Genomic DNA, 13,107 nt, shown 5'->3' with positions numbered 1-13,107 from the left:
ATGCAACAGCGCGCGGACATGGACTGGATGCTCAAGGACCTCGCGGAGAGCGTCCCCCAGACCCGCCACATTGTGGTGTTGTCGTCGGACGGCCTGTGCATGGCCCGCTACGACACGAACCCGGACACCGCCGACCGCCTCGCCGCCATCGGTTCCGGGCTGCAGAGCCTGTCCGGGGCGGTGGCCTCAGAATTCCCGCACAGCAACGGCCGGATGAGGATGGTCGTCATCGAGGTCAGCGGCGGCTTCATGTACCTGATGGCCGCCGGTGCCGGCGCGCATCTGGCCGTACTCGCCGACGAAGGCGTGGACGCGGGACTCGTCGGACAGTGCATGCGCGACCTGGTGGCGCGGATAGGCGCCCATCTCACCAGCCCGCCGCGGGTCGACGGGCAGACGCCGTGAGCGAAGCCGGCCAAGGCTGGGACGAGGGCGGCCCCGAGCGGTTGTACGTGATCACGGGGGGCCGCTCTCAGTCCGACGAACAGGCCGACCTCGACCTCGTCACGCTGATCGTCTCCCGCGAGGAATCGCAACTGGGCATGCAGCCCGAACTCGCCGCCATCCTCCGGATTTGCCGGTCGCCGCTCTCCGTCGCCGAGATCTCCGCGTATTTAGGGCTGCCGGCGAGCGTGATCGGCGTGCTCCTCAACGATCTCCTGGCCGACGGGCGGGTGGAGGCCCGTGCACCGGCCGCCAAACTCCCCGACATAGCACTGATTGAGGCGGTTATCGATGGTCTCCAGAAGCTCTGACACCGTCACGGAGCCTCGGCGCGAGGACCAGCTGCCGTCGACAGCCTCCTCGGCGGTCAAGATCGTGATCGTGGGCGGGTTCGGCGTCGGCAAGACCACGCTCGTCCGCTCGGTGAGTGAGATCAGGCCACTCACGACCGAGGAGACGATGACGGAGGCCGGCGCCGACGTCGACGATGTCTCGGGAGTCGAGCGCAAGACCGCCACCACCGTGGCGATGGACTTCGGCCGCATCAGCCTCAACAAGGAGCTGGTGCTCTACCTCTTCGGCACGCCCGGCCAGCAGCGGTTCTGGTTCCTCTGGAACGGCCTCTTCGAAGGAGCGCTCGGCGCCGTCGTCCTGGTCGACACCCGGCGGCTCGAAGTCAGCTTCGATGTGATCGGCCGCCTGGAAGAGGCCGGTGTGCCCTTCGTGATCGCCGTCAACGCCTTTCCGGACGCGAACTCGTACCCCGCCGAGGAGCTGCGCAGCGCACTGGACCTGCCCGACCAGGTGCCGATCGTGGTGTGCGACGCCCGCCAGCGGGCGTCCAGCCGGGACGTCCTGATCACACTAATGCGCTACCTGCGCTCCTTCGCCCAGACCTCGGAGCCCACGTGACCGCCAACCTCCCCGAGCACGAGACCGATTACCACCTGGCTCCGCCGCCCGGCTGCCCGGCGCACCGCCAGGCCTCCGAGGCCCCCGCCCCCGGAGGCCTGTACCGGCTGCACGACCCCGCCGTCCAGGCCGACCTCGTGGGCGTGTACGAGAAACTGCGCGCCGAGTACGGCCCCGTTGCGCCCGTACTCGTGCAGGGCGACCTCCCGGCATGGCTGGTCCTGGGGCACCGCGAGAATCTGGAGATTCTGCGCACCCCAAGCGTCTTCTCCCGCGACTCACGTCACTGGCGGGACATGGCCCAGGGCAGGGTGTCGGCCGACCATCCGCTGGCGCCGATCACCACCTGGCAGCCGCTCTGCGTCTTCGTCGACGGGGAGGAGCACAAACGCCTCCGCGGCGCCGTCACCGACAGCCTGGGCCGCTTCGAGTCACGCGGCATCCGGCGCCATGTCACCCGCTTCACCGACCAATTGGTCGACGAGTTCGCCGGAACGGGAGCGGCCGACCTGGTGAGCCAGTTCGCCGCCCAGCTTCCGCTGCGCGTCATGACCCAGCTGTTCGGTATGCCGGACGAGAACGGTCCGAGCCTGGCAGCCGCTGTCCAGGACGTGCTCAGCGGTACGCAGACGGCCGTGGCCAGCAACCACTACATCACCCAGACCCTCCAGCAGCTGGTCGACCGCAAGCGTGCGCATCCCGGCCACGACTTCCCGTCCAAGCTGATCGAGCACCCCGCGGGCCTCAGCAATGACGAGATCCGCGAACATATGAGGCTCATCCTCACCGCGGCGAACGAGACCACCGTCAACCTGATCGCGAACACGCTGCGCATGGTGCTCACCGACCCGCGCTTCCGTGCGCATCTCACCGGCGGACACATGACCTTGCCTGACGCGCTGGAGCAGGTCATGTGGGACGAGCCGCCGATGATGACGCTGCTGGGGCGCTGGGCCACCAGCGACACCCAGCTCGGCGAACAGGCCATCAGGGCAGGAGACATGCTGCTGCTCGGCCTGCGCGCGGCGAATGTGGACCCCGCCATCCGCCCCGACCTGACGGCAGCGGTGCACGGCAACCGCTCCCATCTGGCCTTCAGCGGCGGCCCGCACGAGTGTCCGGGCCGGCATATCGGACGGGCGATCGCCGACACGGCCGTCGACACGTTGCTGACCCGTCTCCCCGATCTCCAGCTGGCCGTTCCCGAGACGGAGCTGGTGTGGTCCTCGTCGCTGATGTACCGCCACCTCGAGGCGCTGCCGGTGCAGTTCACGCCGAGCCGTCGTCTGTAATCGCGTCGACCGCCTGTTTCTGTGCTGCCCCGGGAGCGGGGCCTCGTCAGCCGCCTGGCTTCCGGGTGGGCAACGCGGCTCGCTCCCGGGGCGTTTGGCGTGCCGAAGGGGCGGCAGGCTGCCATCGGAATGCCGACGGGCCTGGGGGTGGGGACGCCCCTATCCCTGTCAATGTGATCCTTATTGCGCCACGGAAGGGCGTTAATTCTGTCTTAAAGTGATGCTGATGTGGGCACGGATGCAGGGGAGCACCGATGGGGTGGGGCGGGCGGGTGGAGACAGCTCACCGCCGCTCCCGTAACGGAAGGCGTCAAGTGCCCTTGTCGGACGAAGCGCATGTGGACCAACTCTGCGGTCCTCCTTCGGTGTTGCCCTCGAGATCGCTTGACGGGTCAGGTCCTGCGGATGCGGCGCTGTGCGCCGACGGCCCCGTATGCCTGCTCCGAAGGTGTTGCGCGAGATGAGCTGACCTCCGCCCGTGGCTCGGAAAGCATCCGAGCCATGGGCTCCGGCCTGTGGTGAGGACCCGCCCCACGGTCGCTCCGGAACTCGCCTGCCCTCGCAGCCCCCCGGGGTGCAGAAGGCCGCCCCCTCGGCGTTCTGCTGCCCCGTCCCCGTAAGCCATTCCCCCCCGTGTGGAGCCCTGATGAACACCAGCATGCCCGTCGCCGCCGTGCGGACCCCCGCCCCCGCCCTCGCCCCGCCGGGCGCTTCCCTTACCGGCCTTCTCGCCCGCCGGACGGCCCGTACGCCCCAGAGCCCGGCTGTGCAGGACGGCCACCGGACCTACTCCTATCGGGAACTCGACGACTGGTCGCAGTCCATATCAAGGGCCCTCCGCGACCGTGGGATACGGAGAGGGGAGGCCGTCGCCGTCCTGGGCGTGCGCTCGTGGGAGGCGATGGTCACGATGGTGGGCGTCCTGAAGGCCGGAGCGGTATGCGTCCCCGTGGACGTCCACTACCCCTCGGCCCGCACGGCCGAAATGCTGACGGACGCCCGCGCGCGACTGGCCGTCGTGCTTCCGGGGCACACCGATGCAGTGCCCGCCGGTGGCGGACCGGTCGAGTGGGTCGCCTTCGACGCGCTGCTGACGACGGACCCAGCCCCCTCCGCCTTCGGCGACAGCCCGGCTGCCGCGGGCCCGGCCGCCGTGGAGCGCGGGCCCGACGATTGCGCGTACATCCTCTTCACCTCCGGCACCACCGGACGCCCCAAGCCGGTCGTCTTCCCGCACCGCGCCGTGGCCCGGCTCGCCGACGGGGCGAATCCATGGTGCCCCGGGCCGGGCAAACGCGTCCTGCAGACCTTCGGCCTCTCCTTTGACGGCTCCCTCTTCGAAACCTGGGCGACTCTGATCAATGGGGGCTGCCTCGTCGTGGCCGAAAGGGACGTGTTGCTGGATACGGCCCGACTACGGTCGCTGATCCGTACGGAACGCATCACCCATGCCTTCCTGACCACCAGCCTGTTCCACCACGTGGTACGCACCGACCCCGCACTCTTCGGTTCCCTGGACATGCTGCTGATGGGCGGCGAGGCCATGGACCCGGACCTCACAGCGGCGGTGTGCGCGGCCGGGCGCCCCCGCCACCTCATCAACGGCTACGGGCCGACCGAGGGCGGCATCATGGTCACGGCATACGACGTCGACCATGTGGCGCCCGGCGCTTCCTCCATACCGATCGGGCGCCCGGTAGCCGGGAGCACCTGCCATCTGCTGCGCGCCGACGGCAGCCCGGCCGGCATCGGCGAGGAAGCCGAGATCTATATCGGCGGGGACGGCCTGGCCCTGGGGTATCTCGACCGGCCCGCCGAAACCACCCGGGCCTTCGTCATCCGGGAAACCGCCTCAGGGGAGACGCTTCGCCTCTATCGCAGCGGCGATCTGGCGCGCCGGCGCCGCGACGGGACCCTCGAATTCCTGGGGCGGACCGACCGCCAGGTCAAGATCCGCGGCTTCCGCATCGAACTGGAGGCGGTGGAAGCCCTGCTGCGCGGGCACCCCGACGTCGCCGAAGCCGCGGTGATCGTCCGCGGCAACGATGGGATCGGCAAGGGGATCTGCGCCTTCGTCACTCCCACGAACTCCGTCCGCCCCCCGGATCCGGCGGCACTCCGCACCCACCTGTCGGACCGCCTCCCTGCGCACGCCCTCCCCACCCCGATCACCGTGCGAGAACGCCTGCCCCTCACGGTCAACGGAAAGACGGATTACGCGGCCCTGAGCGAGGACGCGGCTTCCAGTACGGGCATGAGCATGGGCACGAGCACGAGCAGAGGAAGGACCAGGGGCATGCGTATCGGTACGGCTACGGCGGCTACGGGTGCGAGCTCGTGCCGACCCCTGGGAGACGAGGCAGCCGCCTACCCTGACGGCGACACCCTCGCGGGCATCTGGGCCGAAGCGCTCGGCGTCCCGGTGTCCGACGGCACCGACTTCTTCGCCGAGGGCGGCAACTCCCTCTTGGCGGCCCACACGGTCACCCGCACCATTGCCGCCCTCGGTCTCTCGACCGCACGCTTCGCGCCGCTGCTGCAACGCCTGCTCGCCACTCCCACCCTCGCCGCGTTCCGCACGGCGGCTCACTGTTCGCCGGCCGTCCAGGACGACCGCGCCGAAACGGACTTCGAGGCCGACGCCCGCCTGGAACCGCTTCCTCCCGCCCTTCAGACCCCCTCGCCCCAGCCGTTTCGCGCCCGCCACATCCTGCTCACCGGGGCCACCGGCTTCGTCGGGACGTTCCTGCTCGAACGGCTGCTGAGGGACACCGACGCCACCCTCCACTGCCCGGTGCGCGCGGCTGACCAGCCCCAGGCGCTCCGTCGTATCGACGAGGCGATGAGAAGCTACGGCCTCCGGCTCACCGAACCCGGTCGGGTCCGCCCGATACCCGCCGATCTGGCCCGCCCCGCATTGGGTATGCCCAGTGCTACCTACGACCGGCTCGCGGATACCGTCGATCTGATCGTGCACAACGGGGCGCACGTCAACTTCCTCTATCCGTACGCCGAGTTGCGGGCGTCGAATGTGGAAGCCGTCCGCACGCTCGTCCAGCTGGCAGGGCCCCGCCGTATCCCCTTCCACTACGTATCCACGACAGCTGTGCTCGCCGGAAGCGGCGTCGGCGGCGTACGGCACGTCGACGAGAGCACTCCTCTCAGCCACCCCGAACTGCTCAGCATGGGTTACCCGGAGACCAAGTGGGTCGCCGAGCGCATGCTCGGGCACGCCGCCGGCGCCGGACTGCCGGTCACCATCCACCGTCCCTACGAGATAACCGGCCACAGCCGGACCGGCGCATGGAACACCACCAGCGCCATCTGCGCCGTCTTCGACGCCATCGTCCGTATGGGGGTGGCACCCGCGGTGCCGCTCCCTCTCGATCTCGTACCCGTGGACGCCGTCACGGACGCGATCGTCGGCATCGCCACCCGTCTCCCGCATCTCGGCGGCGTGGTCCACCTGACCAACCCCCGGCCGGGGTTCCTCAGCGACATGGTTGACCGGATGCGGTCCGCGGGACACCACATCGACGACGTCAGCTACGAGCAGTGGACCGACGCGCTCGTCGACCATGTGCACGCCCATCCCACCTCGCCCATTGCGCCGTTCACCCCGCTTTTCCTCACCCGGGCCAAGCAAGCCGAATTCAGCGTCAAGGAGATGTACTTCGACACCGTCTTCCCCGAGGTGAGACGTACCCGCACCGACCAGCTCTGGCCGTCGTGGCACGCCTCCTGCCCGCCGGTGGACGACACGATGCTGGACCACTACATCGCCTGTCTCAAGCACAACGGCCTCCTCCTCGCCCGCGCCTGATCCACCACGGCCGACCACCGGTCCCGGGCCTCACCGGTGGTCGGCGTCGTTGCCGGACGGATCGTGCGGAACCCTTGGCATTGATAGTGCAATGTGAAATGTTATTGACGTGCTCACGAGAAGAACCTCGGACGTCATCGTCGTCGGAGCGGGCGTGGTCGGCGCGGCCTGTGCCTACTACGCAGCACGAGACGGCCTCTCCGTCACCGTGATCGACCGCGGCGCCGTCGCGGGCGGCACCACGGGCGCCGGCGAGGGCAACCTCTTGGTCTCCGACAAGGAGCCCGGACCCGAACTGGAACTCGCGCTGCTGTCCACCGGGTTGTGGCGGGAGCTGGCCGAACTGCTCCCGCCGCAGGTCGAGTACGAGCCCAAGGGGGGCCTCGTCGTCGCCTCCGATGAGGCCGGGATGCGAGCCCTGTGCGACTTCGCGGCCGGACAGGAGAAGGCCGGAGTGCGGGCGGCGGAAGTCCCACCGGACCGGTTGAAGGACCTGGAGCCACATCTGGCTCCCGGCCTGGCAGGCGGCTTCCACTACCCCCAGGATGCGCAGGTCATGCCGGCCCTGGCCGCCGCGCATCTGCTGCGCGCTGGCGGTGACCGGGTGCACCTCGGACTCGGCGAGGAGGTCACCGGTCTGCTGACCACGGCGGACGGATCGGTGCGCGGGGTGCGTACGGTGTCCGGCGAGGCGCATGCCCCGTACGTGGTCAATGCGGCCGGTACCTGGGGCGGCGAGTTCGCCCGACTCGCCGGCGTCGAGCTTCCGGTGCTGCCGCGCCGTGGCCTCGTTCTCGTCACGGAACCGCTGCCGCGGGTGGTGCGGCACAAGGTGTATGCGGCCGACTACGTTGCCGACGTCGCCAGCGGATCGGCGGCGCTGCAGACCTCGGCGGTGGTCGAGGGCACCGCGGCAGGCCCGGTCCTGATCGGCGCCAGCCGGGAGCGGGTCGGCTTCGACCGTACGTTGTCGACCGAGGTGCTGCGCCGCCTGGCGGCCCAGGCCACCGCACTGTTCCCGTTCCTGGCCGGGGTCCGGGCGATGCGCACGTATGCGGGCTTCCGCCCGTACCTGCCCGATCATCTGCCGGCCATCGGACCCGATCCGCGGGTGCCGGGGCTGCTGCACGCCTGCGGCCACGAAGGCGCGGGGGTCGGGCTCGCCCCGGCCACGGGACTGCTCATCGCGCGGTCGGTGGCCGACGACGAACTCCCCCTGGATGTCGACCCGTTCCGACCCGACCGCTTCGAAGCCGCAGCCTGACCCGTCAACCATGAGACCGCTCCGAGAGGAGGCCCGCGTGGCTCGTACCCCCGCCGAACTGGTAGCGGCGAACCCCGGCTCGACGTTCGAGATCACGATGGACGGCCGTCCGGTCACCGCCCTGCCCGGCCAGTCCGTCGCCGCGGCCCTGTGGTCCGCCGGCATCCTCGCCTGGCGAACCACCCGCAACACCGGCCGCCCGAGGGGAGCCTTCTGCGGCATCGGGCAGTGCTACGACTGCCTCGCCACCATCAACGGAGAGCCCAACCGCAGGGCCTGCCTGGTGCCTGCCCGCCCCGGCGACGCGATCATCACCCAGGAGGGACACGGCCATGCCCGCCTCGGCGTCTGACCCGTACGACCTCGCGGTGATCGGCGCGGGCTCCGCCGGCCTCGCGGGCGCCGTCACGGCCGCCGGGCTTGGCCTGTCCGTAGTCCTGCTGGACGCCTCGCCCCGGACCGGCGGACAGTTCTACCGGCATCCGGCGCGAGCCCTCGGCGCGGCGCGGCCCGAAGCCCTGCACCATGACTGGCCGGCCTTCGCCGAGCTGCGCCGCCGCCTGGAGCAGAGCGACGTCAGCCATCTCTACGGACACCATGTCTGGGCCGTCACGAAGGAGGGCGATGAATTGGAGGAGGGCGGTGGGCTGAAGGGCGACGGTGATTTGAAGGAGGGCGGTGGGCTGAACGAGGGCGGTGACCTGTGGGTGGTGCACGCCGTCACCGGGGCTGACGGCAGCGCGGAGCGGTCGGTGCCGGTGCGGGCCCGTACGGTCCTGCTCGCGACCGGCGCGTACGAGCGCCAACTCCCCTTTCCCGGCTGGACCTTGCCGGGTGTCGTGGGTGCCGGGGGAGCGCAGGCCATGCTCAAGTCCGGCCTGGTGCTGCCCGGCAAGCGCATCGTCGTGGCGGGCAGCGGGCCCCTGCTGCTCGCGGTCGCCTCCGCGCTCGCCGCCGCCGGCGCGCGGGTCCCGGCCGTGATTGAGGCGTCCGGCTATCGGGGATACGCCCGCCATCCCCGCGCCCTCGCGGCCAACCCGCGGAAACTGGCCGAGGCGGCGGCCCACGGTGCCGCTCTGCTGCGGCACCGCGTACGGCTGCGCACCCGCAGCGCGGTCACCGAGGTGCACGGCACCGACCGAGTGGAGGCCGTGACCGTCACCCGGCTCGACCGCGACTGGCGGCCCGTACGGGGGACAGGCCGACGGATCGCGTGCGACGCGCTCGCTGTCGGGCACGGCCTCGCCCCGCAGATCGAACTGGCCACCGCACTCGGCTGCGCCACCCGCACCGTGGCTGACGGAACATCCGCCCTGGCCCTGAACGGCCTTCAGGAAACCTCGGTGCGTGGCCTGTGGGCGGCGGGGGAGACCGGGGGCGTCGGCGGCGCACAACTCGCCTGCGTGGAAGGAGAGTTGGCGGGCCTCGCGGTAGCCGCCAGACGGTCCGGGCGCCCCGTCCGTGAAGGGCGTGTGCGCGAGCTGCAACGTCGCCGGGACCGGATGCGCGCCTTCGCCGATGCGATGGCCCTCAGTCACGCACCGGCGGCGGGCTGGACGGACTGGCTGACCGACGACACGGACGTGTGCCGCTGCGAGGAAGTGACCGCCGGGACCATCCGCGAAGCCGTATCCGACCTCGGGGCCCGCGACGCACACACCGTCAAACTCCTCACCAGGGCCGGCATGGGCTGGTGCCAGGGGCGGATGTGCGGAACGGCGGCAGCATGTCTCGCGGCAGGCGAAGGCACCGTGGAAGCACCCGCTGAACGCCGTCCGTTCGCCGTACCCGTTCCGCTCTCGGCGCTCGCTTCGCTCGACGAACCCACCGGCATCCGGACCCACGCCACCCCAGGCATCGACGACTGACCCGCGGTCCGCCCTTGTGGACGCGCACACCCAGCCACAGGAAACATCGCACGTTACGTCATAGAACACGTGTTATGTCATAGAAGGAGAAGGGTTACTGGCATGGCCGTCACCGATTGGAACAGCACCCGCCCCTGGCGCGGGATCATGGTCGCCACCGCGCTGCCCCTGCGCGACGATCTGTCCATCGACTACGACGCATACGCCGAACACGTCCGCCGGCTGATCGAGCAGGGCTGCGACGGTGTGGTGCCGAACGGCTCGCTCGGCGAGTACCAGACCCTCACCGACGAGGAGCGGGCCCGCGTCGTGCGCACCGCGGTCGACGCGGCGGGCGAGGGCACGCGGGTCATGCCCGGAGTCGCCGCCTACGGCAGCGCCGAGGCCCGACGCTGGGCGGAACAGGCGGGCGAAGCGGGCTGCGGCTCGGTCCTCCTGCTGCCCCCGAACGCCTACCGGGCCGACGAACGGGCCGTCCGCGCCCACTTCGCCGAGGCCGCCAAGGCGGGGGTACCGGTCGTCGCGTACAACAATCCCCTTGATACGAAGGTGGATCTGACGCCCGCGCTGCTGGCCCGGCTGAGCCAGGACGGCAGCATCGTCGCCGTGAAGGAATTCAGCGGCGATGTACGGCGCGCGTACGAGATCGCCGAACTGGCCCCGGAACTGGACCTGTTGATCGGCGCGGACGACGTCCTGCTCGAACTCGCCGTGGCCGGTGCGGTCGGCTGGATCGCCGGATACCCCAACGCCTTCCCCGCGAGCTGCGCCGAGCTGTACCACGCCGCCGTCGCCGGGGACCTGGCCACCGCCCTGCCGCTCTACAAGTCCCTGCACTCGCTGCTGCGCTGGGATTCGAGGACGGAGTTCGTCCAGTGCATCAAGCTGTCCATGGACCTCGTCGGCCGCCGCGGTGGCCCCACCCGCCCGCCGCGCTTCCCGCTCACGGGGGAGACCGAGGCCCAGGTGCGGGCCGCCACCGAGAAGGCCCTCGCCGACGGCCACCGCTGACCGCTTCTGTTCACTGCTTCCGCTGACCGCATCTCTTCACGGCTTCCGTCGGCCGCATCGTGCCGCTTCGAAAGGACTCATCGTGCGTACGCGTCATGTCTTCCACGCCGTCGATTCGCACACCGAGGGCATGCCCACGCGCGTGATCACGGGCGGCGTCGGTGTGATCCCCGGCGCCACCATGGCCGAGCGCAGGCTTCACTTCCTCGAGCACCTCGACCACATCCGGACGCTCCTGATGTACGAGCCGCGCGGACACTCCGCCATGAGCGGCGCCATCCTCCAGCCGCCCACCTGCGCCGATGCCGACTTCGGCGTCCTCTACATCGAGGTCTCCGGGCTGCTGCCGATGTGCGGCCACGGCACCATCGGGGTCGCCACCGTCCTCGTCGAGTCGGGCATGGTGCCGGTGAGCGAACCGGTCACCCCGGTGCGACTCGACACCCCGGCCGGCCTGGTCACCGTCGACGTACATGTAGCGGACGGTGCGGCGACGTCGGTCACGCTCACCAACGTGCCCGCGTTCTGCGCCGGTCTGGACCGCAAGGTGGACGTCCCGGGGTACGGGAGTGTCACCTACGACCTCGCCTTCGGCGGCAACTTCTACGCCTTCGTCGAACTCGACGCGCTGGGGCTGCCGTTCGACCGCGCCCGCAAGGACGACCTGCTGGCCGCCGGGCTGGCCATCATGGAGGCGATCAACGCGTCGCCGGCCCGGCCCGTCCACCCCGAGCAACCGGAGATCGCCGGAGTCAAGCACGTCTATCTGGCCGCTCCCGGCTCGGACGCCCATCACTCGCGGCACGCCATGGCGATTCACCCGGGCTGGTTCGACCGCTCTCCCTGCGGCACCGGCACCTCGGCGCGCATGGCACAGCTGCACGCCCGTGGTGCCTTGCCCCTGAACCGTGACTTCGTCAACGAGTCCTTCATCGGGACCCGCTTCACCGGCCGGCTCGTCGCCGAGACGGAGGTCGGCGGGCTGCCCGCCGTGGTACCGACCGTCACCGGCCGCGCCTGGATCACCGGCACCGCCCAGTACTTCCTCGACCCGGATGACCCCTTCCCCGGAGGCTTCGTCCTGTGACCGCCGCCGCGACCCACCCGCCCACCCGCCCGTTCGGCCGCCTTGGACGCGGCGCGGGAGCGGCGCGGGAACTGGGCCGCGCAGCCCTGGAGTTCTCCGCCCCCGGCCCTGCGTACACCCTGTCACCAGCGAAAACAATGTGACATTCTATGCTGATGATCCGCTCCGGCATGAAGGGATCACCACCGTTATGGGGCACCTGAAGCATCGCGATCTCAACGCCACCCGGGAGCGGCTGCGCGACCAGGTCGCCCACGCCCTGCGAGCCGCACTGATCTCCGGTGAGCTGCGGCCGGGTGAGGTGTACTCGGCACCGGTCCTTGCGGAGGACTTCGGGATCTCCGCCACACCCGTGCGCGAGGCGATGCTCGACCTGGCTCGCGAGGGACTGGTCGAACCCGTCCGCAACAAAGGCTTCCGCGTCACCGAGGTCAACGAGCACGACCTCGACCAGTACACCGAGATCCGCGCGCTCATCGAGATCCCGATGATCGGCCGGATCACCCGCTCCGCCGCCCGTGAGGAGCTGGAGGCGCTGCGGCCGGTCGCCGAGGAGATCGTGCGGGCCGCGCGCGACCACGATCTCATCGGTTACCTGGAGGCCGACCGGCAGTTCCACCTCTCGCTGCTCGGCCTCTCCGGCAACGAGAAGCTCGTCGAAACCGTCGGTGACCTGCGCAAGCGCTCGCGTCTGTACGGGCTCACCGCCCTGGACCAGCGCGGCGAACTGATCCCGTCGGCCGAGGAGCACCTGGAACTCCTCGACCTGATGCTGGCGGGGGATGCGAAGGGCGCGGAGGAGTGCATGGCCAAGCACCTCGGACATGTCCGCTCGCTCTGGGCCAAGACCGGGACCGCGGAGATATCCGGCAAGTAGCGGCCGCACTTCACACCGCGACGCCCTCGCATGCGACGGGAGCGCCCACAGTCGCCCCCCTGAAATTTGAACGCGCTCGCGTGGTACGGGAGTTGGCATCAACCGCATGTGCGGTCGTCTCGTGCCCGGCGATCAGCAACGCCTGGCCGGTGGCCACGAGTTCGGTGTCCGTGAGCCGTCCGCCCTTGGCGTCGGTCGCGGTGAGCAGCGAGCTGAGCAGGTCGTCGCCCGGTTCGGCGCGCTTCGCGTCCAGGTGCGCGGCCATGTACGCAGGGAACTCGCTCTGCGCCGTGTCGATCTCACGTTGGCCGTACCGGGTGAGGTTGAGCAGCATGTCGGACCAGCGGGCGAACCTGTCCCGGTCCGTGTCGGGGACACCGAGCAGATTGCAGATCACCCACACCGGCAGCGGGAACCCGACGCTCGCCGATGGCAGATGAGGTGAGTGAACGCCGCCTACGAGCTTCAGCCAAGCGACTGACTTAAAAAGTGGCGCGAGGCGCACGGCGTACACGGTGTACGCGAACGA

Annotated in this window: 12 protein-coding genes; 11 read left to right on the top strand and 1 reads right to left on the bottom strand. The window is 70.2% G+C overall.

Translation table 11 applies throughout. From position 1 onward, the window contains the following. The 11 genes from ACZ4S3_RS19790 to ACZ4S3_RS19740 all read left to right on the top strand — a co-directional run bounded on the left by ACZ4S3_RS19790 (position 1) and on the right by ACZ4S3_RS19740 (position 12,578). Positions 1-405 (top strand): roadblock/LC7 domain-containing protein, encoded by a 405-nt coding sequence (locus ACZ4S3_RS19790; protein WP_467935867.1) that lies wholly within the window; start codon positions 1-3, stop codon positions 403-405. After that, positions 402-755 carry a DUF742 domain-containing protein gene (locus ACZ4S3_RS19785; RefSeq protein ID WP_467935864.1) on the top strand — a complete coding sequence of 118 codons (354 nt, stop codon included), beginning with the start codon at positions 402-404 and terminating at the stop codon, positions 753-755. The genes ACZ4S3_RS19790 and ACZ4S3_RS19785 overlap by 4 nt, the downstream gene beginning before the upstream one ends. Continuing rightward, entirely contained in the window at positions 736-1,356 is a 621-nt protein-coding gene (locus ACZ4S3_RS19780; protein WP_467935861.1) for a GTP-binding protein, read from the top strand. The genes ACZ4S3_RS19785 and ACZ4S3_RS19780 overlap by 20 nt, the downstream gene beginning before the upstream one ends. Next, on the top strand, positions 1,353-2,648 hold the full coding sequence (locus tag ACZ4S3_RS19775) for a cytochrome P450 (protein WP_467935858.1): 1,296 nt from the start codon (positions 1,353-1,355) through the stop codon (positions 2,646-2,648). The genes ACZ4S3_RS19780 and ACZ4S3_RS19775 overlap by 4 nt, the downstream gene beginning before the upstream one ends. A 646-nt stretch (positions 2,649-3,294) precedes the next feature. After that, complete coding sequence (locus ACZ4S3_RS19770) at positions 3,295-6,471, top strand: amino acid adenylation domain-containing protein (RefSeq protein WP_467935854.1); 3,177 nt, start codon at positions 3,295-3,297, stop codon at positions 6,469-6,471. A 109-nt stretch (positions 6,472-6,580) separates the two neighbouring features. Further along, positions 6,581-7,735 carry an NAD(P)/FAD-dependent oxidoreductase gene (locus tag ACZ4S3_RS19765; RefSeq protein ID WP_467935852.1) on the top strand — a complete coding sequence of 385 codons (1,155 nt, stop codon included), beginning with the start codon at positions 6,581-6,583 and terminating at the stop codon, positions 7,733-7,735. A gap of 37 nt (positions 7,736-7,772) precedes the next feature. After that, on the top strand, positions 7,773-8,087 hold the full coding sequence (locus tag ACZ4S3_RS19760; protein ID WP_467935850.1) for a (2Fe-2S)-binding protein: 315 nt from the start codon (positions 7,773-7,775) through the stop codon (positions 8,085-8,087). Continuing rightward, entirely contained in the window at positions 8,068-9,603 is a 1,536-nt protein-coding gene (locus tag ACZ4S3_RS19755; protein ID WP_467935845.1) for an FAD-dependent oxidoreductase, read from the top strand. The genes ACZ4S3_RS19760 and ACZ4S3_RS19755 overlap by 20 nt, the downstream gene beginning before the upstream one ends. Positions 9,604-9,705: 102 nt before the next feature. Further along, positions 9,706-10,614 (top strand): dihydrodipicolinate synthase family protein, encoded by a 909-nt coding sequence (locus ACZ4S3_RS19750; protein WP_467935843.1) that lies wholly within the window; start codon positions 9,706-9,708, stop codon positions 10,612-10,614. A gap of 82 nt (positions 10,615-10,696) precedes the next feature. Next, complete coding sequence (locus ACZ4S3_RS19745) at positions 10,697-11,701, top strand: proline racemase family protein (RefSeq protein ID WP_467935840.1); 1,005 nt, start codon at positions 10,697-10,699, stop codon at positions 11,699-11,701. Between the two features lie 190 nt (positions 11,702-11,891). Next, positions 11,892-12,578, top strand: coding sequence for a GntR family transcriptional regulator (locus tag ACZ4S3_RS19740; RefSeq protein ID WP_467935838.1), 687 nt, complete (start codon positions 11,892-11,894; stop codon positions 12,576-12,578). A gap of 10 nt (positions 12,579-12,588) precedes the next feature. Here ACZ4S3_RS19740 and ACZ4S3_RS19735 read toward each other — a convergent pair whose 3' ends face one another. Then, entirely contained in the window at positions 12,589-13,083 is a 495-nt protein-coding gene (locus ACZ4S3_RS19735; protein WP_467935836.1) for a cytochrome P450, read from the bottom strand. Positions 13,084-13,107: the final 24 nt, after the last annotated feature.

Source organism: Streptomyces sp. NPDC028368 (assembly GCF_055565615.1).
This window is presented reverse-complemented; position numbering and strand designations above follow the sequence as displayed.